This window comes from Pontibacter sp. SGAir0037, assembly GCF_005491705.1.
Classification (GTDB): domain Bacteria; phylum Bacteroidota; class Bacteroidia; order Cytophagales; family Hymenobacteraceae; genus Pontibacter.
Window position 1 is genome coordinate 3,351,214 of record NZ_CP028092.1, and the last position, 21,936, is coordinate 3,373,149.

At 43.6% G+C, this 21,936-nt stretch carries 22 protein-coding genes; 14 read left to right on the forward strand and 8 right to left on the reverse strand.

All coding sequences use genetic code 11. The features are described from left to right. Positions 1–260 precede the first annotated feature (260 nt). From yihA to C1N53_RS13585, 6 genes are all read left to right on the forward strand, one after another. Entirely contained in the window at positions 261–869 is a 609-nt protein-coding gene (gene yihA, locus C1N53_RS13560) for a ribosome biogenesis GTP-binding protein YihA/YsxC (RefSeq protein ID WP_137759819.1), read from the forward strand. A 73-nt stretch (positions 870–942) separates the two neighbouring features. After that, complete coding sequence (locus tag C1N53_RS13565) at positions 943–1,341, forward strand: energy transducer TonB (protein WP_137759820.1); 399 nt, start codon at positions 943–945, stop codon at positions 1,339–1,341. Positions 1,342–1,362: 21 nt separating this feature from the next. After that, complete coding sequence (locus C1N53_RS13570; RefSeq protein ID WP_137759821.1) at positions 1,363–1,830, forward strand: DUF5606 domain-containing protein; 468 nt, start codon at positions 1,363–1,365, stop codon at positions 1,828–1,830. 85 nt (positions 1,831–1,915) lie between these two features. Further along, complete coding sequence (locus C1N53_RS13575) at positions 1,916–2,224, forward strand: hypothetical protein (protein WP_137759822.1); 309 nt, start codon at positions 1,916–1,918, stop codon at positions 2,222–2,224. 175 nt (positions 2,225–2,399) lie between these two features. Further along, the gene (locus tag C1N53_RS13580) at positions 2,400–3,659 is read left to right on the forward strand and encodes an aspartate kinase (RefSeq protein ID WP_137759823.1); all 1,260 of its coding nucleotides are present in this window, start codon (positions 2,400–2,402) and stop codon (positions 3,657–3,659) included. Positions 3,660–3,712: 53 nt separating this feature from the next. After that, entirely contained in the window at positions 3,713–4,486 is a 774-nt protein-coding gene (locus C1N53_RS13585) for an enoyl-CoA hydratase-related protein (protein WP_137759824.1), read from the forward strand. A 70-nt stretch (positions 4,487–4,556) separates the two neighbouring features. On the opposite strand, the gene C1N53_RS13590 is transcribed toward C1N53_RS13585, so the two are convergent. Further along, on the reverse strand, positions 4,557–4,934 hold the full coding sequence (locus C1N53_RS13590; RefSeq protein WP_137759825.1) for a VOC family protein: 378 nt from the start codon (positions 4,932–4,934) through the stop codon (positions 4,557–4,559). Between the two features lie 187 nt (positions 4,935–5,121). Between C1N53_RS13590 and C1N53_RS13595 the strand changes: the two genes are divergently transcribed. Beyond that, positions 5,122–5,586, forward strand: coding sequence for a Fur family transcriptional regulator (locus C1N53_RS13595; protein WP_137759826.1), 465 nt, complete (start codon positions 5,122–5,124; stop codon positions 5,584–5,586). 39 nt (positions 5,587–5,625) lie between these two features. Continuing rightward, positions 5,626–6,264, forward strand: a complete 639-nt coding sequence (locus tag C1N53_RS13600; protein ID WP_137759827.1) for a peroxiredoxin — start codon at positions 5,626–5,628, stop codon at positions 6,262–6,264. A gap of 284 nt (positions 6,265–6,548) precedes the next feature. Here the strand turns inward: C1N53_RS13600 and C1N53_RS13605 are convergent, their stop codons facing one another. Continuing rightward, on the reverse strand, positions 6,549–8,975 hold the full coding sequence (locus C1N53_RS13605; protein WP_137759828.1) for a TonB-dependent receptor domain-containing protein: 2,427 nt from the start codon (positions 8,973–8,975) through the stop codon (positions 6,549–6,551). Between the two features lie 427 nt (positions 8,976–9,402). Between C1N53_RS13605 and C1N53_RS13610 the strand changes: the two genes are divergently transcribed. Both C1N53_RS13610 and rsgA read left to right on the forward strand, forming a co-directional pair. Then, entirely contained in the window at positions 9,403–10,656 is a 1,254-nt protein-coding gene (locus tag C1N53_RS13610; RefSeq protein WP_240773221.1) for a 3-deoxy-D-manno-octulosonic acid transferase, read from the forward strand. Continuing rightward, the gene (gene rsgA, locus C1N53_RS13615) at positions 10,653–11,576 is read left to right on the forward strand and encodes a ribosome small subunit-dependent GTPase A (RefSeq protein ID WP_137759829.1); all 924 of its coding nucleotides are present in this window, start codon (positions 10,653–10,655) and stop codon (positions 11,574–11,576) included. Before C1N53_RS13610 ends, rsgA begins: the two co-directional genes overlap by 4 nt. A 63-nt stretch (positions 11,577–11,639) precedes the next feature. Here the strand turns inward: rsgA and C1N53_RS13620 are convergent, their stop codons facing one another. Then, positions 11,640–12,275 (reverse strand): fasciclin domain-containing protein, encoded by a 636-nt coding sequence (locus C1N53_RS13620; protein WP_137759830.1) that lies wholly within the window; start codon positions 12,273–12,275, stop codon positions 11,640–11,642. A 194-nt stretch (positions 12,276–12,469) separates the two neighbouring features. On the opposite strand from C1N53_RS13620, the gene C1N53_RS13625 reads away from it, so the two are divergent. Then, positions 12,470–12,928, forward strand: a complete 459-nt coding sequence (locus C1N53_RS13625; RefSeq protein ID WP_137759831.1) for a peptidylprolyl isomerase — start codon at positions 12,470–12,472, stop codon at positions 12,926–12,928. 256 nt (positions 12,929–13,184) lie between these two features. Further along, positions 13,185–14,483 carry a dicarboxylate/amino acid:cation symporter gene (locus tag C1N53_RS13630; RefSeq protein WP_137759832.1) on the forward strand — a complete coding sequence of 433 codons (1,299 nt, stop codon included), beginning with the start codon at positions 13,185–13,187 and terminating at the stop codon, positions 14,481–14,483. A gap of 55 nt (positions 14,484–14,538) precedes the next feature. On the opposite strand, the gene C1N53_RS13635 is transcribed toward C1N53_RS13630, so the two are convergent. After that, a complete protein-coding gene (locus tag C1N53_RS13635; RefSeq protein WP_137759833.1) occupies positions 14,539–15,270 on the reverse strand; it encodes a hypothetical protein in 732 nt (243 codons plus the stop codon). 219 nt (positions 15,271–15,489) lie between these two features. On the opposite strand from C1N53_RS13635, the gene C1N53_RS13640 reads away from it, so the two are divergent. After that, positions 15,490–16,320: a hypothetical protein gene (locus C1N53_RS13640; RefSeq protein ID WP_137759834.1), complete on the forward strand. Its 831-nt coding sequence runs from the start codon at positions 15,490–15,492 to the stop codon at positions 16,318–16,320. A gap of 235 nt (positions 16,321–16,555) precedes the next feature. On the opposite strand, the gene C1N53_RS13645 is transcribed toward C1N53_RS13640, so the two are convergent. From C1N53_RS13645 to C1N53_RS13655, 3 genes are all read right to left on the reverse strand, one after another. Further along, positions 16,556–17,059, reverse strand: a complete 504-nt coding sequence (locus C1N53_RS13645) for a DUF6252 family protein (protein ID WP_137759835.1) — start codon at positions 17,057–17,059, stop codon at positions 16,556–16,558. A gap of 314 nt (positions 17,060–17,373) precedes the next feature. After that, positions 17,374–18,897, reverse strand: coding sequence for a magnesium chelatase (locus C1N53_RS13650; protein WP_137759836.1), 1,524 nt, complete (start codon positions 18,895–18,897; stop codon positions 17,374–17,376). Positions 18,898–19,103: 206 nt separating this feature from the next. Then, positions 19,104–20,201, reverse strand: a complete 1,098-nt coding sequence (locus tag C1N53_RS13655; protein WP_137759837.1) for a VWA domain-containing protein — start codon at positions 20,199–20,201, stop codon at positions 19,104–19,106. A gap of 262 nt (positions 20,202–20,463) precedes the next feature. Between C1N53_RS13655 and C1N53_RS13660 the strand changes: the two genes are divergently transcribed. Then, the gene (locus C1N53_RS13660; protein ID WP_137759838.1) at positions 20,464–20,745 is read left to right on the forward strand and encodes a DUF427 domain-containing protein; all 282 of its coding nucleotides are present in this window, start codon (positions 20,464–20,466) and stop codon (positions 20,743–20,745) included. Positions 20,746–20,907: 162 nt separating this feature from the next. On the opposite strand, the gene C1N53_RS13665 is transcribed toward C1N53_RS13660, so the two are convergent. Beyond that, positions 20,908–21,885, reverse strand: a complete 978-nt coding sequence (locus C1N53_RS13665; RefSeq protein WP_137759839.1) for an acyl-ACP desaturase — start codon at positions 21,883–21,885, stop codon at positions 20,908–20,910. Between the last annotated feature and the right edge of the window lie 51 nt (positions 21,886–21,936).

Genomic DNA, 21,936 nt, shown 5'->3' on the forward strand with positions numbered 1-21,936 from the left:
TGTTTTAGGTTACTTACTTTCTATATTCTGCTTTAGTTAAAAATAGCACATCCTGCTGATTTACACTGCAAAGTAAATTCAAAAGGGTGCATTATACAACAATAGCACATTAATCCGTTTAAGGAAGACAATCTAAAAGGTTAGTGCCGTACCTCATGTTAAAATTTATTGGTAACTTTGAAGCCTCTTTCAAGCCAATGTAGTTTTCAGCACTAATAAAGCTGATTTTGCTGCATCTGCTGTACCAGATTAAGCTGAACATGATTATTAAAGAAGCCAAATTTTTAGTAAGTAATACACGTGTAGATCTATGCCCTGCACCTGATAAACCGGAATATGCCTTTATTGGCCGGTCTAATGTGGGTAAATCTTCACTCATCAACATGCTTACACAACATAAAGGCCTTGCTAAAACATCATCCTCTCCAGGTAAAACGCAGCTTATCAACCACTTCCTCATTAACAACGAATGGTTTCTGGTTGATTTACCAGGGTATGGGTATGCAAAGGTTAGCAAAGAGTCGCGTGAGAGTTGGCGCAAAATGATTAACTTCTATTTTAAAGAGCGCCCAAACCTAACCTGCGTGTTTGTATTGGTAGATTCCAGGCACGAACCTCTAAAACAGGATTTAGAGTTTATAAATTCTCTCGGAAATATAGGGGTTCCGTTTGTTATTGTATTTACAAAAACAGACAAGCAGTCAGGCTCCAAAACAGACTCAACCGTTGCCGCCTATACACGTAAACTGCTGGAAACATGGGATGAGCTACCGCAGATGTTTAAAACTTCGGCTGTTGGGAACCAAGGTAGAGAAGAAATTCTTAACTTTATCGACGAAGTGAATAAGCAGATAAAAAACCAGGAATAACCTTTCTGGTCATTTAAAATGGCATGGTTGTAGCTTTGAAGTGTTGTTGAAAATTTTAAATGTTTAATTCAATATGAAAACAAAATTCTCTCTTTTATTGGTTCTGTTTGCCTTTATGGCGATTACCTCTAATGCGCAAACAGCCAGTACAGAAAAGCCACAAGAAGAGCAGGTTTGGGTACCTGATAAAGTAATTGCCGCTGCCGAACACTACGAAGGAGGCAAAGAGGCAATGTATAAATTCATTAAAAACGAGACCAAGTACCCTCCCCTTGCCAAGCGCAACCGTATTCAGGGAGAAGCTATTATCAGCTTTACATTAAACGACGACGGCTCTACTTCAGGATTTAAAATTTTAAAAAACCCGGGTGGAGGCACAGGTGAGGAAGCACTTAGAGTTGCTAAGCTTATCAAGTTCAAAGCTCCCGGCTATAGCCAGGTAACCAGCCTGCCAATTCTATTTAAATTATAACATACAGTTCTATTCTTAACTATGCCTATTGATTTAAGACAAGTTGCTGCCATTTCTGGCATGAGTGGCTTATACCGCATTGTAAAACCTACTCGTACTGGGGTAATTGTGGAAAGTTTAGCCGATAACCCAAGCCGTTTAGTGGCTCAGGCACGCCACCGCATGTCGTTACTGGATGAGATTTCTATTTATACTACCGACGAAGAAACAACAGTTCCGTTGGCTGATGTTTTCGATCGCATTCATCAAAAATACAGCGGAGAACTTCCTCTTAACGACAAGCCAAGCAATGAGGAGCTGAAAAGCTTTATGGCAGATGTGCTTCCGGAGTACGATGAAGATCGTGTATATGTGTCGGATATGAAGAAGCTTGCCACCTGGTATACAATCGTTCATAAGTACGTAGGCTTTACGGAACAAGCTTCAGAAGAAGCAACGTCTGAATCAGGGGAAGAATCAGACAACAACGAAACAGAAGATAAGGCATAAACCTGCTAATACATCCGAAAAAGGCCCTCCAGCAGAGGGCCTTTTTCGTTCTTACGTGTATCAGAATACTCTTTCAGCTTTAGCCATGCAATACCATCCAGCTATTTTAGCAAGTGCAGTTCAACACCTTTGCAAATATTTTGATCTGGACTTCACACAAGATGATGATGTAGAAAGCATTTCAGTACAGGTAGCGCGCCTGGTAAAAAAATTACTCCATAACGATCTGAACCGCCTTATGCACATCCTGTACCGCATTGATGTTGAAGAACGCCTGGTAAAAGAGGCAATGATGGCCCCAACAGAAGAGCAAATCTGTATGCAGCTGGCCGACCTCATTTTAAAAAGGGAAATGCAAAGAGCCTGGACCCGTACCATGTTCCGCCACAACTAAACCTGCCCTCATTTGCTGCAAAGTGCTCTTGCATTTTTCAACTGAAAGCTGGTTTGTGCCGAATCAGTAATTGTTACTCCTGCTGCAGAAACTTTCTCCTGCCCTTATACAAGGTATTTATTTGGAGAGCGTTGGAAGAAGCACTATTTTTAGGCAGTAACACGTAGACAGCTGAATGAAAATATTCAAGTTTGGCGGGGCTTCTGTAAAAGACGCAGATGCGTTTAGAAACCTGGCTCACATCGTACAGGAGCATGGCGGCAATAAGCGTTTGTTGATTGTTGTTTCGGCCATGGGTAAAACCACTAATGCCTTGGAACTCGTATTCAACGAAGCTTATCAGTCGCTTGACTATAGCCAATCCCTTCGTACCCTCCACCTCTATCATACCGATATTACCAGGGAGCTTTTTTCAGGTAAAGACCACCAGGTTCATGCACAGTTGGAGCACCTGTTCGAACAGCTACAGAACAGCCTGCACGAAATAAAGCAGATCAGCGATTACGATCAGGCATACGACCAGATTGTAAGTTACGGAGAGCTGCTCTCCTCTACCATACTGCACTATTACCTGCAGCAGCAGAACCTCAAAAATCAATTAGTAGATAGCAAAAAGTATATCCTAACGGATAACAGCTGGCGGGAAGCAAAAGTAGACTGGGCCTGGACAGAGCGTATGATAAAACGGGACTTACCAGCCCTTTTAGAAAAACAGCTCATTGTCACCCAGGGCTTTCTGGGTGGTACCAATAACGGCTATACCACCACCCTTGGCCGTGAGGGTTCTGATTTTAGTGCGGCCATTTTTGCCTATTGCCTCGAAGCAGAAGCAATGTATATCTGGAAAGATGTAGAAGGCTTATTAAATGCCGATCCCAAACATTTCGAAAACACGGTGCGCTACCCTGAAATATCTTACCAGGAAACCATAGAAATGGCTTATTATGGCGCTACGGTTATTCACCCTAAAACTATCAAGCCGCTGGCTAACAAGCTTATTCCGCTTTATGTTAAGTCTTTTCTGAATCCGGCAGGGGAAGGCACTAAAATCTGTGACTGTAAATTTGAAATCATAGCTCCAGCCTTCATCAGGAAAGAACACCAGTGCCTGATCTCCTTTAGTGCAAAAGACTTCACCTTTATCACCGAAAAGAACCTGGGAACCATTTTTAACGCCCTCTCTGAACTACGTATTAAAATAAACATGATGCAGAACTCCGCTATTTCATTCTCTATCTGCACAGATGTTAATCAGGATCGCCTTCAGCAACTGCTGCTTACCTTACAGGATACTTTTACAATACATTACAACACAGAGCTTACCCTTACTACTATCAAGAATTATAACAGCTCCGATATTGCCAAAATAATTCAGGGAAAGGAAATACTCCTGGAGCAAAGAACCCGCACAACATTTCAGGTAGTGAGCAGGTAAAGCAGCCTGTAGGCCCATAGTCGTATAAATAGTTTAAATTCATAGACAACACAATGGAATTTATAAAAGTAGAAGCACAGGCCCGGCCATATGTAGCGCTTGTGCAGTTAAACCGCCCAAAGGAGTTAAATGCTCTGAACCTGCAACTAATGGGAGAACTTCGCGACGCCCTGAAGCAACTGGATGAAGATGAGCAGGTGCGTGTAATTATTGTTACAGGCAACGAACGTGCTTTTGCAGCCGGGGCCGATATAAAGCAAATGGCAGGCAAAACAGCCATCGATATGCTGAACATAGATCAGTTCTCCACCTGGGATCAGATCAAGAAAACGAAAAAGCCACTTATTGCGGCTGTATCTGGTTTTGCACTCGGAGGAGGCTGCGAGCTGGCCATGACCTGCGACATGATTATTGCTTCTGAAACAGCTATGTTTGGCCAGCCGGAAATTAAAATTGGCGTTATGCCCGGCGCAGGTGGCACACAAAGGCTTACCAAAGCCTTGGGGAAAGCCAAAGCAATGGAAATGGTGTTAACAGGAAAGTTTCTGACGGCTACAGACGCTGAAAGACAGGGACTGGTAAACAGAGTGGTGCCTGTGGAACTCTATTTAGAAGAGGCCTTCAAACTGGCCGGCGAAATTGCCCAAATGTCTCCGGTGGCTGCAAAGCTTGCCAAAGAAGCCGTAAACCGTTCGTTTGAAGCCAGCCTGGAAGAAGGGCTTTATTTTGAGCGGAAGAATTTTTACCTCTGCTTTGCTTCAGAAGATCAGAAAGAAGGTATGGCTGCATTTATTGAAAAAAGAAAACCTTCTTTTTCAGGAAGATAGGTATGGCGGCATAAAAGAAGGTAATGTGCTCTTGATAAATAGTATACTGGCACATTACCTCACTCTATGTTTAATTGCTCGAATGCATTCCTACCTTATTACCTTCAGTATCATAGAAGTAAGCGATATACCCATACTCATCTGATATTTTAAACTTTGGAATAACTATTTTCCCGCCTGCTGCCTCTACCCGGTCCAGGCAGGCAGCAATATCTGGTTCAGCATTCATGTAAATCAGCAAGCCTTTTTCACATGGCTCATACCCCTCTCCTTTTATAAGGGCACCCGAAATCTGGTTCTCTGAATATTCGAAAATACCCATTTCAAACTCTGGCCCTGCCACTCCATCCGGCATTATGTTAACGCCAAAAGCATTTGTATAAAATTTTGAAGCACGTGCCATATCCTTCACTGGTATTTCGAACCAGCTAATAATATTCTTCTGCATGTGGTTTGTTAGTGTTTAGTTTGTTATTAGGCCGCCTAAATATAGTAAAAAAGTAACATAGTATAACACTATATATTAGCTAGGTTTAATAATCCCATCTTGCTCTTTTTAAAATCTGCTTGCGTGTTCAGACATCGAAGTCTATCTTTGCACAGTAATTCTTAAATAAGAATTTTTCTTAACTGAAGTGGAGCAGCATTATAGCAGAGATATCTTAAAACAGCAGATTATAGAGGCTGGCTTAAAAGCTACTCATCAGCGAATAGTCGTATATGAAGCATTGCACGAACTGCACGGGCACCATCCTACTGCAGAGGAGGTTTTTCAACGCCTGAGGCCCGTAAACCCTAGTATATCGCTGGGAACCGTTTACAAAACATTAGATTCTTTTGCAGAAAGGGAGCTTGTTAAGCGTGTATTGTCGGAGGAAGGAGGCAAACGCTACGATGCCAATAACCTTGCCCATAACCACATCTATTGCAGCAACACCAAAGAAATAATGGATTACCAGGACGAAGAGCTGGAGGCACTGCTGGTTAGTTTTTTCCAGAAAAGAAATATGGAAAACTTCGAAATCAAAAGTATTTCGGTGCAGCTCACGGGCACTAAAAAAGATCCTGACAAACAAATAAGTATTACCAGAACAGAATAATAATTTTTTAGATTTTTTAACCCCAAACCATAAAATAAAATGGCAGTATTAGTAGGTAAAAAAGCACCTTCTTTCAAAGCTACCGCTGTTGTAAACGGCGAAGAATTCGAAGAAAACTTCTCATTAGAACAATACATCGGAAAACAGCATGTTGTTTTCTTCTTCTGGCCAATGGACTTTACATTCGTTTGCCCAACTGAAATTCTTGCATTCCAGGACAGGCTGGCTGATTTCGAGCGTAAAGGTGTAGCTGTGGTAGGTTGCTCTACCGACACACACTTCTCTCACTTTGCATGGTTAAACACACCACAGGACCAAGGTGGTATACAAGGTGTTACTTATCCATTAGTAGCAGATGCGGCTAAAACTATTGCTCAGAACTATGACGTGTTAGCTGGACACTATGACTACACCGAAGAAGGTGAAGTAACTTTCGTTGGAGAGCCTGTGGCTTACCGCGGTCTGTTCCTGATCGACAAAGAAGGTGTTGTACGTCACCAGGTTGTAAACGACCTTCCGCTTGGCCGCAGCATTGATGAAGCGATGCGTGTTGTAGATGCATTGCAGTATTTCGAAGAGAAAGGCGAAGTTTGCCCAGCTAACTGGGAAGAAGGTAAAGAAGGTATGCAAGCTACAAAAGAAGGCGTATCTAACTACCTGGCTCAGAGAGCTCACTAAGAAATAAAGCCGTTTCGGCACAATTACAAAAACCTGACGATTCCGGTTTGCTTGTAAGGCAGTAATCGCCAAACGATAAATCAGAAATAGTGGCTCAGTTGTATCTTTTGCTATATTTCTGATGGTATTCAGGAAGAACGCCAGCACGAAACGCTTTAATCTCTGTAAAAACAGAAAGCGGCTGTTCCAATTGGAACAGCCGCTTTCTGTTTTTACAGAGATTAATTTTCAGATCTCCACATTCTTCTCAGTAGCACATCACCATAGTAATTAACAGGCTGCGCTTACCTTCCTGTATCGTCGTTTCTGATCTTTTTGCTTTGTTTGCTACTGCCGTCGCTCATCTGGCCGAACCTCCATTCAAAAGTAACTCTGGCAGAGCGGTTCACATAAAATGACCTTGACTCTGATTCAAAAGTGGGGGCTGAGCGGGTTCCGGTTTGCCTTACTCCTTTCGCGAAGGGACTATTAAGTCCTACAGTTAAGCTTGCCTTTTTGTCCAGGAACTCTTTCTTGGCAGCAATACTATGCCAGTAGTATCCCGAATTTTTTCCTTGCAGGTTAATCCAGCCAGAGCCCATGCTTCCGTTAGCCTGAACAGAGTAATTTTTTGGCAGCTTATAGGAAGTATTTAAATTAAAATTCCAGATAAAGCCATCGGTACTTTGCCCCAGGCTTGGGCTACTTAACTCTATAAAGCGCAGGTCGGCACCACCATTCAGGTTCCAGTTCTTGTTCAGCTGCCCTGCCAGGTTAAGGTTTAAGCCGTAAGCTGCACGTTTAGCTATGTTCTCCGGCTTGCTGGTAGACACACCGTTTTCACTGACTGTAGACAGATATTCAATCGCGTTGTCGGTATAGCGCCAGTACAGGGAACTGTTCACCGATAACCCTTTTTCTGTGTTCAGGCTGTGTGCCAGCTCTACGGCATGGCTCAGTTCTGCATTCAGCTTAGGATTTCCGGTTACAAGATTTAAGGTATCTGTCGCATTTACCCAAGGGTTCAGGTACCAGATAAGCGGCCGCTGAATGCGTTGCGTATAGCTCATCTTATACGTCTGGTTTTTAACGCCTTTAGAAACAGTAACACTAGGTATGATATTATTATACTGGTTAGATAAGTCTGTGTTAGTAGTATAAAAATCGCCTTCAATTTCAGTACGCTCTAACCGCACACCAGCATTTACATTCCATTTGCTTTTGGTGTCCAGCCTTAACGACGTATAGCCAGAATACACCTTCTGAAAATAGTTAAAGTCGTTGGATTGCGTCGGATCAGGAACAAAGGTAGTATTGTTGCCCAAGGCATTTTCTACCCGGAACTCGCTGCCTATATCGCGGCGAATTGCTTTAATACCAATTTCCATTTTAAGGTTAGTTGTATCGCGCTTGCCATAAATTTTGAAGGGATGCACATAATCGGTCTGCACCGTATATTCCTTGTTACGGCTATAGTTATCGCTGTGCTGCCTGCTTAAGATTTCGTTTGCTTCAGAATAGATATCTGTTTCATAAAAGTAATTATCCGGCATTCTGCTAAACTGTGTTAACAGAGAGAACTCCTGCCCTTCTTTCTTCAAAGTTTTAGTATAGCCTAAATCCAACTGTCCGTTTCCGTATGGGTTTCTAAAGCGGCTTTCATTCCGGTAAGACTGCAGGCTGTTGCCTTCCGTATCTTGTAGCCTGCTGAACAGGGTAGTATTATTAGGATAGTTTCCGCCCCACACGTTGGCTGAAAAGTTGATACGGCTTGTGGAATCAGGATCGTAATCGATGCTCATTTCGCCATAACCACCTGTGCCGGTATTGTCGGCACTGCTATTCTGCATGAGAACAGATACAGGAGCACCATCTACCAGAGCTGTGCGTGTAATGCTGTTTTCCCACTGATTGCGGTACTGATAGCCATTCGCCGAAAGCGAGATGCCTAATTTCTTCTTTCTATAGTTTAGATTTGTGCCAAGTCCTCTGTTAAAGTTGCCGGCAGTTACGTTAGTAGATCCGTTAAAGCCCTGCAGTCCTTTTTTAGTAATAATGTTGATTACTCCGGCAGAACCTTCGGCATCGTATTTTGCACCGGGGCTGGTAATAACCTCTACTGTTTTAATAACATTGGCAGGCATTTGCCTTAAGGCATCGGCCAGGTTCCGTGCCATCATGCCAGAAGGTTTTCCGTTGATCAACACCTTAATGTTACTGTTGCCTCTCATCTGTACATTGCCATCGAGGTCTACATTAAGTGTGGGCACTTTACGTAATACATCGGCAGCTGTACCTCCTGCATTGGAAATGTCTTTTTCAGCATTATACACCAATCGGTCGCCCTTATCTTCTACAATTGCTTTCATACCTGTTACCTCCACGGCATCCAGCATTTTGCTATCCGAGTTAAGCTTTACAGGCCCAAGCTTAAGCTCAGGCTGGGCAGCTGTAAGCTTTACAGGAACTATCTTGGTACGATACCCCAGGAAAGTCAGCTCAAGCGTGAAGCTGCCTAAAGGAAGGTTCGAGAATTCAAACGTTCCCTTACCATCGGCAGCCGTACCTGTCAGTAATTTTCCGCCATCCTTAAGTACGGCATTAGCATAAGGCACAGCCTCGTTTGTGAGCGAATCAACAATAGTACCGCTAAGCTTACCCGGATTACCAGACTGTGCCACTGCGCTACCAGCCCACACCAATAGCAGCAATAGAGTAAAAAGTTTTTTCATGGTTTTATTTTGTAGAATTTAAAATCACAGATAAGCTTTGCCGTCTTCTCTCCTCCTGCCGCACTTAGCGTTAACCAAAAGATGCAGAAAATATAATATGGTTGCCTGCGCCTCATACTTTATTTTATTTAGCATGTATATTATTGACTATCTGTTGGTTAATACAAATATGCAGAAAAGAGAGTGGAAGCAGAAACACAAGTGATTAACAGAATAATTAAATGGATAAACTGCACTTTTATGAGGACTAACTGCCAAAAGATGCAGGTTGCCACTTCAATTTAAAATAAGAAACAAGCTGCACCAGCTGCATGATTTAACGGAGAAGCTACTGTCTGTTTAGCAGCTCATTTTACCGGCACTACTGTTTTGCACAACAATTGGCTGAATAGCTGTTATATTTGCAAAAGAAACATGAAGCACAGTTTTGCCTAAATTACTTTACAACATCGGACTTAGAGCTTATACAACTGCCATTGCACTGGCAGCACCGTTTAACCAAAAGGCAAGGTTAATGCTGGAGGGCCGTAAGCAACAGTTCGAACGGATAGAGCAGGCGCTACAACACAACCAGGCACCGATCGCATGGTTTCATTGTGCTTCACTGGGTGAGTTTGAGCAAGGCAGGCCTGTTATAGAGGCTTTTAGAGAAGCGTTTCCTACCTATAAGGTATTTCTCACTTTCTTCTCTCCTTCAGGTTATGAAATCAGGAAGAACTACCCCGGAGCTGATTATATATTCTACCTCCCGCTCGATAGTGCTTCCAATGCCAGCCAGTTTCTGGAAACAGTGCGCCCTAAGCTGGCTGTGTTTGTAAAATATGAGTTCTGGCACTATTACCTGCAGGCGCTACACCAGCGCCATATTCCGGCTTTATCTGTTTCGGCTATTTTCCGCCCAGACCAGGTTTTCTTTAAAAGTTATGGCGGCTTTTACAGAAACATCCTGCGCAACTTTCAGCATATCTATACACAAAACCAAAGTTCTGCCGAGCTACTTCGCCAGAATGGTATACACCAGGTAAGTGTCGCCGGCGATACCCGTTTCGATAGGGTATTACAAACTGCGGCCAGTGTAAAAGCCATACCATTGGTTGAGGCTTTTCTGCAAAGGCAAAAAGCATTTATTATCGGTAGTAGCTGGCCGGCTGATATAGAAGTGTTAGTGCCTCTTATCCAAAAATACAGGAAACAGCTCAAGTTTATTATTGCCCCGCACGAAATACATGAGGCAGGCATACATGATATACTGCAGGTGCTGGGTGCAGGCACGGTGCGGTTTTCGCAAGCCACTGCCTCAGCAGCTTCTGAAGCAACAGTTCTTATCATAGATAACATCGGTATGCTTTCATCGCTCTACAGCTATGGCACCTACGCATATGTGGGAGGCGCATTCGGAAAAGGCCTGCATAATACTTTAGAAGCAGCCGTTTTCGGACTTCCGCTTTTCTTTGGCACCAACTATACTAAGTTTCAGGAAGCAAAAGACCTGGTAAACCTGGGCTGTGCCTTCCCGGTTACAAATGCCGATGCACTTATAAGTGCCTTTGAAAAAGTGCACCGGCAACAAGCGCTGCACCAAAGCATAACCAATAGCGAAAAACAATACGTACAACAGCAGGCAGGTGCTACTGTTAAAATCATTCAAGATATAAAGCGTCTGTTAAACCCTAACTCATGAAAGGAGTAGTTGTAAAATCCACCGGATCGTGGTACCTGGTACGTGACGAAGCAGCCAAACTGCATCGTGCCCGCCTGCGTGGCAAATTTAAGCTAAAAGGTATGAAGGTGAGCAACCCGCTGGCAGTTGGCGACAAAGTGGAATTTGATGTAGAAACGACAGGGGAAGATACAGCTGTAATCAATAAAATCGAGACCCGTGAAAATTACATTATCCGGCAGTCTACCCACAAAACAGCACATGCACACATTGTTGCGGCTAACATAGATCTTGCGCTGCTCATAGTTACCTTGGTGTCTCCGCGCACCTCCTTCGGCTTTATAGACAGATTTCTGGTTACCGCAGAAGCATACGATATACCAACTGTTATTGTCTATAACAAAACTGACCTCTACGATGAGGAAATGCAGAATTACCAGCGCCAGATCACGCACATGTACGAACAGATCGGGTACGATGTAAGGGCTGTATCAGCCAGAAACAACGAAGGTATAGAAGAGCTGAAGAAGCTGCTGCATCACAAGACCACCCTCCTCTCCGGTCATTCCGGCGTTGGAAAATCGTCGCTCATTAACCTGATTGTGCCCGACCTGGAGCTAAAAACCTCTGAGATTTCTAATTTTTCCGACAAAGGCGTGCATACCACTACTTTTGCTGAGATGTTTGAAATAGACCCGGAAACATTTATTATTGATACTCCCGGTATAAAAGAATTGGGCATAGTAGATATTCCGAAAAACGAACTCAGCCATTTTTTTCCGGAAATGCGCGAACGACTGAATCAGTGCCGTTTTAACAACTGCACGCATTTTAACGAGCCTGGTTGTGCTGTGGTAGAGGCCGTGCGAAAGAATGAGATCTCCCTTACCCGCTTCGAAAGCTACCTGAGCATGCTACACGGCGATGACAACCGGAAGTAACAGAATGCTTTTAAAAAAATAGGCTGCAAACGCATTACACTTGCAGCCTGACCTGGTGTTTTCTCATTGCTGAGCAGGTTCCAGTACCTGGCTTATCGTATGGATCACACCATTGCTGCTTTCCTGATCGGCTTCCTGTACTGCGGCTCCGTTTACTGTTAACTGGTTTCCTGCTTTAGAAATTTTTAACTGCTTTCCGCCAACTGTTTTCAGCATAGCGCCATCCTGCAGGTCGGCTGCTGTTAGTTTGCCGGTAACCAGATGGTTGTTTACCAGTTCTTTTAGCTTTTCCCGGTTATCAGGATCAAAGGTTTCTTTCATTTCATCCTTCGAAAGCGATTCAAAGGCCTGATCAGTAGGTGCAAAAATGGTATAGGGCCCCGTACCATTAAGCGTTTCAATTAAACCTGCCTGTTTAAGTGCAGACGTGAACATCGTTAACTCTTTATTAACAGTCACATTCTCCATTATATTCTTCCCGGAAGTCATTTCCCGGCCTCCTACATCAGCCCTGGTAAGCCCTGTTTCAGGTCCGTCTTTTGTATCCACATGAAAAGCAGGGTTCTGATTCCGCGTTTCTCCCCGCAGGTTCTCACTCTGGGTTTCTTCTTCAGCCTCAGTATCTCTGCGCAGGTCGCAGCTCATTGTACTGATGCCAAGCACAAAGATAGCCCCCCACATTAAATTTGTTTTTTTCATAGCTTGGTCATGGTTTTAAGTTCCGGTTCTGATACCTCCCTTGTACTAACTATGTAGTACGTAGTTTTATAGGATGCTGGTTCTTAAAACCTTCTGACTGAGTTATAAATAGTACAAAGCCGCATTTATAGAACTCCTAAACTATAAAATGCTTATTTTTGTATAAGTATTTACATCAGAATTAATTTTTCAGAATGAAGACAGCAGAAATTCATACAGGTAAAGGTGTTATGAAAGTGGAGTTCTACGAGAAAGACGCTCCTAAAACAGTAGAAAACTTTGTGTCACTTGCCCAAAAAGGCTTTTACGATGGCTTAACTTTTCACAGGGTAATTCCTGATTTTGTGATACAGGGAGGTTGCCCTAACAGCCGCGAAGGCGCCAAAGGTGTACCAGGCACAGGCGGCCCAGGCTACAAAATCGACTGCGAACTTACCGGTGATAACCAATACCACGATCGTGGTGTACTTTCTATGGCACATGCAGGTCGCAATACGGGTGGCTCGCAATTTTTTATCTGCCACAGCAGAAACAACACAGCCCATTTAGACCGCAACCATACCTGCTTTGGCAAAGTGGTAGAAGGCCTGGATGTGATCGACCAGATCAGAGCAAACGATAAAATCGAGAAGATTGTAGTAAACGAAGCTTAATAGCTTACACTGATTATTTCATACAAAAGGCTGCTCAAAAGGCAGCCTTTTGTATGAAAATGACTATAAAAATGCTGCTAAAGCCATCCTTTTTTGATCTTTTTCTCCGATAGCTCCATTTTTATTCATAGATTTACCTTAACTACCTGGCATCCGTAGGTACGCATACCTGCCACAACCATACTTTATGATGCCACTTATTTCTTTACTCTAATAAATTTGCAGGTTTTATTTAGCAGCCCTGCCTTTATCTTTTATGAAAAATTTAGCTTTGCATTGGCAGATTCTGATAGGTATGGCCCTTGGTATCGCCTGGGGTATGTTTGCCAGTTCTATGGGCCTGGTAAACTTTACAACTGATTGGATTAAGCCTTTTGGCACTATTTTTATCAACCTCCTGAAACTGATAGCTGTTCCCCTTGTGCTTGTTTCTCTTATTACAGGCGTCACTAGCCTGAGCGACGTCAGCAAACTTTCCCGGATCGGCTCCAAAACAATTGGCATTTACTTATTTACCACTGTACTGGCAGTTGTTATTGGCCTGCTTCTGGTAAATATCACAGAACCAGGCAAAGCTTTTTCTCAGGAGAAGCGCGAAGAGTTTAAAGAGCAGTTTGCCTCTACCACCAGCCAGCGGTCCTCTGATGCTGAGCAGGTGCAACAGCAAGGTCCTTTGCAGCCTTTAGTCGATATTGTTCCTGCTAATATCTTCTCCTCGCTTACCGATAATGGAAGAATGCTACAGGTAATCTTCTTTGCCCTGCTGTTTGGTATCGCCCTGATCATGATACCCATAGATAAAGCAGCCCCGGTTAATGCGTTTTTTGAGGGCGTTAACCTGGTTATTCTGAAGGTAGTAGATATCATTATGAAAGCGGCTCCATACGGCGTATTTGCCCTGCTTTCCGGACTGGTGGTAGAATTTGCAGGAGACGATCCCGGTGCAGCAGTTGAGCTACTCCTTGTCTTGGGCTACTATTGCATTATTGTAATTATCGGACTGGCCATCATGATCTTTATAGTGTACCCTGCCTTGGTCGTAACGATAGGTAAAACCAGGTACCTTGACTTCTTTAAGGGAATTTTCCCGGCACAGATGCTGGCTTTTTCTACTTCCTCCAGTGCGGCCACTTTGCCTGTCACGATGGAGCGCTGTGAGCACAACCTGGGCATCAATCGTGAGATCACCAGCTTTGTACTTCCGTTAGGCGCTACAATTAACATGGATGGCACCAGCCTTTACCAGGCAGTGGCCGCTGTTTTTATAGCACAGGCTTATGGCATGGACCTGAGCCTGACAACGCAGATCGGCATTGTGTTAACGGCAACACTGGCTTCTATTGGTGCTGCTGCAGTGCCTGGGGCAGGAGTGGTTATGCTGGTAATTGTATTACAACAGGCCGGTATACCGATTGAAGGCATTGCCCTTATTCTGGCTCCTGACCGTATTTTAGACATGCTCCGTACTACGGTGAATATCACAGGCGACTCAACGGTGGCTATGATGGTGGCTCGCACAGAAGGCCAGCATGTTCCCGTTCAACATCCCGATTAAATTAAACCTGAGAATGTCTTAACCAGGTACAAGTAGAAACGCTGCTCGTACCTGGTTATAGAGAAAGTAGCAGCACCGCATAAGCGCTGGCCCCAAGCAAAAAGGCCCAGTACCGGCTCTTACGCTCTTCCGGGAGTTCCTCCTTGAGCACGTTCAGCACCACCCCGCCTCCAACAAAAGCCAATAGCACGGCAACACCTGCTTCAGATAAGGTAACCCAAAAGCCTGTTGCCCATCCCAGCACTAAGGTTATAACTAGTATCCACCTGCCTATGCGCCTGTAAGACTGCTTATGATGTTCCTGTAAGCCGTAATCGTTTACTATGAAATGCAGCGCCATGGCAATAGAGAACAAAATCATTTCCTGCAGTTCCCCTTCCTCCCGTCTGAATAAAATATACCCGATCAGGCCATTATAAAATGCAAAGCTGCCTATGTGCACCCAGAATACGCCTGCTTCTGCTGTATCATCTGCTCCTTTTGCCTCGTTTCGTTGTTTAGAAGACACAACTGACTTCTCAAGCCCATAAAAAAGCGCGAGACCAATTAGGGCCACCAAGTACACATGATGCTTTAGAAACCCCATGGCTATTCCCAGTTGGCTGATATGCTCCTGCCCTTCTCCAAGCTCCGGAAACAGGTGCAGAAAAACGTAGGCCACTGACACGCCACCAGCAACTGATAACCACACACTGCGGGGTAAGCCACTCAGAAAAGACATACGGCTGCCAAAGTAGTGGATCAGTGCTAATCCAATAATAGGCCAGATAGATACAGGATGCTCCATAGCGTTTGGTACTAGAGCTAAGAGCTTAATGTTACTTTCTCCTAAAAGCAACAGCTTTTTTTAAAGAGAACCTGGCAACACTTATACCTAACAACCAAATCTTTACAGCAGGCTCTACACGACTAGTTGTCTCTATGTTTGGACTTGAAGCCAGAACTGTATACCTTTCCTGATGAGGAGAAGCTTAAAAAACAATAATTCCTATATTGAGCGCTAGAGATGAAAAATAAAGTAGCCTTACTTGTGCATAGCTGTGATAGGTATGAATTATTGTACAAAGGCTTTGAGTACTTCTTCAATCAAAACTGGGATTATAGTATTCCGTGCACCTACTATTTTGCAACCGAAGAAAAGTCTGCCACAGTAGGGCAGTTCAGCAATATAAAATCAGGCAAGGGTGAATGGAGCAACCGCCTTGCAGCCATACTGAACCAGGTACAGGAAGAATACATCCTTTACTTTCAGGAGGATATGTGGCTGAACAAACCTGTTAGCAAAGGTTTCTTTACTGAGCTTTTCAACCTGGCTATAACTAATAACTGGAATCAGGTAAAGCTAAATTCATCAGGTATATTTAAGACTGAGAAAGGCCGTTTAACTATTGAAGGCCTTAATGTTTCAAAGTTAAAAAATGATGAAAGCGACTTTCTCATGTCTCACCAGGTAACGCTCTGGAACAAAAAATTTTTACTGCAACAACTCAAGCCAAACGAACACCCCTGGCGCAACGAAAGAAAAGGAACAAAAAGGTTAAAAAAATTAAACCCCGAAATTCTACACATCGACTATTTTGCTGAACATGGCCATTCTCCCATTAATCAAAACCAGGCACTAAACAGCCGAAGTGAATATTACTGCGTTTCTATAAATGGTACTTTAAATCCCTTTGCCCTGCCATTTATAGATAAACTTAAAACCGAACCTGAGTTAGCAGCATACGCAGAAAAGCTCTCTTATAATTACCATAATGACATTACGCATGATGGAAAGCCAAGGCCTCTGAAAAAAGACATCTTTAAAAGACTTAAAGACTGGTTCCTGAAACGTTGAGTTATAATCATTACCAGAGCTTATATACCCAGCCTAAAAAGAAACAGGGAAGCTTTTTACCTCCCTGCTCTTTGCAAATATTTTATAATCATAGTTTTATTGCTCCTGAAGTCTGTAACCACTACAGGTTTCTCAGAAAACAAGCAGAATCAGCGGCCTTTCACTATTAAAATTTCAGATCATCCGGCTATCGAACTCCTAATCAGATATTTCAAGCAATTCGAATGCGGTAATGCTAGTCTTTTATCAGCGCTACGTCTGTGAAAGTGCCGTTGGTAATAGTAACAGCCATGTCATCTTCAAGTGATAAAACCGTTCCGGAGAATGTGCCTGACACTTTATTGGCAGCTCTATCCAGCTTTGTAATAGTTACTTTTACATGGCCGCCTTCAAACTCGCTTATCCAGATTTTCCCGTCTTTTATGTACGTTATATAGTATCCCTGCTCATTCTCATCATCGTTGGCAACGTACTCATAGGTTCCTAACACAGCCGGTACTATAAAACCGACTGTAGCAGTACCTCCACTGGTAGCAAAAACCAATTCACTGTCCTCCACAGAAGCAGCGGCACCGCCAAACGATACTTCTGCATTATTAATCTTAGCCTTTACACTTGCATTGATAATCGGTCCCGGATTCTCCTCTGCATTATCGCTGTCGCTGCAGCTTACAGAGGTGATGGCTATGGCAGCCATTGTTACATAAAGAATGCTCTTTTTTAGAAGATTGGTAAACATGGTTTTAAAAAATTAAATGGTTAAACAAAAATCTTTCAGAGTGGCAAATGAGGCGGCCCATTCTTGTGCGGCTTCTTTTATTGCCTGATGATGGTACAAAGTTGCACAATGCCAGAGCGAAGCTGCTTACGCTAAAAGGATAGAATTCTACGCAAGACGGATTATCAGCTGTACCTGGTGAAGGAGGCTGGTGAATAGGATTTGTTTAACTGCTGAAACCAGAAGGCTTGGCGTGAACAGGCATCTGCATAAATAAAAAGAGGTAGAAAGTTTATAAACTTTCTACCTCTCTATGGGTTTAACTATTTAACTTATCAGTACTGGTCGTCTTCGTCTTCTTCAGCACCAAAGTCGGGCATGGAGAACATGCCGCTCAGGATGTCTTTAAATTGCAGCCCCGCGTTTAACCTGTTTTTACTAATCTGGCTATGCTCTGCCAGGCCGTGCAGCACAAACTCCATCAGGAACAGCTTTTCATCACCCGGAGTGTCAGGATACTGCTTCTTAACCAGCTCTTCCAGACCAGGTACTTTTTGTAATGATTTCTTGTAATCCTGTGCCGAAGCATCATTTAAAACATCAAGCGTATTTCCGTCGCCGAACCAGTCGGTAATCGTTTTGTACGGACTTACCTGCTTGGCCTTTTTTGCCTTGTCGGGATCAGGGAAATGTTTCAGGAATAAAGTACGCACAGCCTTGCCCATCAGAATCTGCGCCACATGGCCTGCTCCCTCCTGCTCCCCCTCATATACCAGTTCTACTTTACCTGTAACAGCAGGAATGGTATTCATAAAGTCTGAAACACGGATATAGGTTTTAGCTTCGTCGTTTAGTAAGGCACGACGTTCTGCAGCACTTAAAAGGTTTTCAAAAGCTGATATTGTTAAACGTGCTGATACCCCGCTTTTGGCATCTACGTATTCGCTTTCACGGGCTTCAAAAGCTATTTGTTCAACCAGCTCCCGCACCAGCTCATTTACCTGTACCATACCTTGCTGCTCTGGCTTTTGCTTTGCCTCCTGCTGTGTAATACGCTTGCCTATCTCAATTGATTTCGGATAGTGTGTGATAATCTGGCTATCGATGCGGTCTTTGAGAGGTGTTACAATGGAGCCCCGATTCGTATAGTCTTCCGGGTTAGCGGTAAATACAAACTGAATATCAAGTGGCAAACGTACTTTAAAGCCTCTTATTTGAATATCCCCTTCCTGTAAGATATTAAACAGCGCTACCTGTATACGCGCCTGCAGATCGGGCAATTCGTTTATTACAAATATGCTGCGGTGAGAGCGCGGAATCAATCCAAAATGAATTACCCTTTCATCAGAGTAAGGTAGTTTCATGGTGGCAGCTTTTATCGGGTCGGCATCCCCAATCAGGTCGGCAACCGATACATCAGGCGTGGCCAGCTTTTCTGTATAGCGGTCAGAGCGGTGCAACCAGGCAATAGGCGTATCATCGCCATGTTCAGCCACAAGGTCTATGGCAAAACGCGAGAGCGGCTGCATTGGATCATCGTTCAGCTCGGAGCCCTGCACAACAGGTATATACTCATCAAGCAGCTCTACCATCTGCCGGGCGATTCTGGTTTTAGCCTGCCCTCTTAAACCCAGCAGGTTGATGTGGTGCATCGATAAAATCGCACGTTGTAAATCAGGGATAACAGTTTCTTCATAACCCCAGATGCCTGCAAACACAGGTTCTTTTGCCTTCAGCTTTGCAATAAGGTTCTGGCGAAGCTCCTGCTTTACGGATTGCGGTTCATAACCAGCTGCTTTCAGCTGCCCGAGTGTCTTTATTTTATGCAGGTTCTCTGCAGGTATATCTTTGTAGTTCATGCTTATTTTGTCTTGTTTAGCTAATATGTGTGGTTGCTATTAACCTTTATTAGAATAGATATGAGACAACTATATTTTAAGATTATAGATTAAAATGAAATTTGGTATACTGCCATTGGGTGAGTATCAAACGGATTATATAATAGCGCTGTCTAACCCTCCTTCTACTAAGATTCTTCTCACAGGAGTTGAAGCCATTTTCAAATTTAAAAAGTTTTTTTCCTGTTACGGCGGTAGTCGCGGAACACCAGGTGCCCTAAGCCTTTCAGGCTGCTGTAGTAAGCTTGCCCGTTGTTTACACGTGTAAACTCTTCCACAAACTGCTGCAGGTAAGGATCGGAAGCAATCATGAAAGTAGTAATAGGCACATGAATGCGACGACACTGAGCTGCCAGATTCAGCGTTTTGTTAACTACTTTTCTATCTAGCCCGAAGCTGTTTTTATAGTAATGAATGCCTTCTTTTAAACAGGTTGGCTTTCCGTCGGTGATCATGAATATCTGCTTGTTGCCTGTTTTGCGCTTGCGCAGAATGTCCATAGCCAGCTCCAGTCCTGCCACTGTGTTGGTATGATATGGCCCAACCTCTAGGTACGGCAGGTCCTTTACTTCTATCTGCCAGGCATCGTTTCCAAAAACCAGTATATCCAGTGTATCTTTCGGGTACTTCTGCTTAATCAGCTCGGCCAGCGCCATGGCTACTTTTTTTGCTGGTGTAATGCGGTCTTCTCCATACAGGATCATAGAATGCGAAATATCGATCATCAGCACCGTAGAGGTCTGGGTTTTGTGCTCACTCTCATTTACCTCCAGGTCGTCTTCCGTCAACATAAAGTCAGAAAGCCCATGGTTTACCTGTGCATTCCGGATCGAATCTGTCATGGAAATTTGCTCCAAAGCATCACCGAAGCGGTACTCTCGCCTATCGGTAGTTGCCTCATCGCCTATACCTGTATGTGGCGTGGCATGGTTCCCTTCATTGCCTTTCTTCAGTTTTCCGAAAATCTCCTCCAGTGCGCTTTTTCTAATGCTCTGCTCACTTTTAGCAGTTATCTGCATCGAGCCATCTTCCGGGTTTTCCTGCAGATAGCCTTTTTTTCTTAAATCATCTATAAAGTCACCCATGCCGTAGCTGTCGGAGGTGAGGTTATACTGCTTATCCAATGAGCTCATCCACGACAGTGCTTCCGCCGCATCGCCCGAGGTCATGGTTACCAGCTGCAGGAATATCTTAAGCAGCGACTCAAAATTTGCTTCGTTGCCCTGCGGTGGTATGTATTCTGAAAATCTGTATCCTGATGCCATAGTGAGGCCTAATTTGAGGTTAAAAGATCAGCCGGTACAGCTGTTACTTCAATAACGGAAAAATCAGCGGTAAAAGATAGCTGAACTTTATTTTTATACTTCCTACTGCTGCTTTTGTTGTTTCTACAACAATTCATGCTGCGGCAATGTTCACTGCTATACATTATTCCAAAGTATAAGAACAATGTAAAAAGCTAAACACAAAACAATCAGCCTGATATGCAGTAAGTATAATAGATAAAAACTTCATCTACATAAACCTATGAAAGCAGTCTGGAATGAAATGGTAATTGCCGAAAGCGACCAAACCATACAAATCGAAGGAAATCATTATTTCCCGCCGAACGCTATCAAGCAAGAGTTCTTCGAACTAAGCGAAACCCACACCACCTGCCCCTGGAAAGGGCAGGCGTCTTATTATCATGTAAAAGTAAACGGAGATGTTAACCCTGATGCCGCCTGGTATTACCCAAACCCGAAAGAAGCAGCGAAAGAAATAAAAGGCTATACCGCCTTTTGGAAAGGAGTAACTGTAAAAAGTTAGAAGTTATGAGCTAAAATTGCTTCTACTCTTCGGGCAAAACTTCTGAACAGGCAACAAAAAAGGCTAAAGGTATAAGTTTGCTACTTATCTCTTTAGCCTTTGCTTTTATCTTAACAAAAGTCGTGTGTCTTGTGTCGTAGTAATACTTGTGTCTGTTCTAACCTAGTCAATCCAGCGGAATTTATACTCTAACTGAGGAACCCGCATTCGCTCTGCCACACGTTTTAGCCTGTTTGGCAATGCCATAACATAGTCGCGGGCACGTTCACCAGCTTCATTCAGCCCTGTAAGAGCTTCTATTTTCCATTCCTCAATTAACCCTTCCAGGATGTCGGTATAATCGTTTGCGGTATACACACCGATGCGTTGTGCCGCATCTGTAAAGTGTCCGAATGTTTTACCAATGTCTACTCCCAGTTCGCGCATGTAGTGAGCCGGCATAACAATCTTCTTACGCATCATGTCTTCAAAAGCCAGCATCATTTCATTTGGATCGGCTTCGAAAATCTTACTTACAAAAGATTTGTATGCTTTAGCGTGGCGGGCTTCGTCTGAGGCAACAAAACCACAAAGCTTAGCCAGCATGGTATCACCCTCTCTTTTGGCAATCTGGGCTACACGGCGGTGCGATATATTGGTTGCTGTTTCCTGGTAACTGGTATAAACAAAGCTGCGGTAAGGGTCCATATCTGTTTGCAGATCGAAACCATCGGCAATAAGATATTGTGTAGAAGCTTCCATTTCGCGCATGTTTATGCGGCCGGACAGGTAAAGGTAACGGTTAAGCAAATCGCCATGTCTGTTTTCTTCGGCAGTCCAGGCACGGTTCCATTTCATCCAGGGGCTTTCCTCGTCCTGAGGCAGACCTTTTATGGTCATTAGCCAGCTTTCGTAAGTAGGAAGCGCTTCTTCTGTAATCGTATCACCAACCAAAACAGCCAGCAGGTCATAAGAAAGATCTTTCGCACGTTCACGCAAAGCTTTTAATTCGTCGAAAAAGTTATCTAAACGCGAATCAGGCAGGAGATCTGCAGGCTGCCAGCTATCTTCTACCTTTTTCAAAAGCTCAGACATCTTTTCACCGACGAAATCTTCCATCCATTTAATTACTTCTACGCGTGTGGCAACAGCTGAAATCATTCTAGTTAGTAGTTAGTGTTTTAAAAATCAAATATAGGGGTTTAAAGCTAT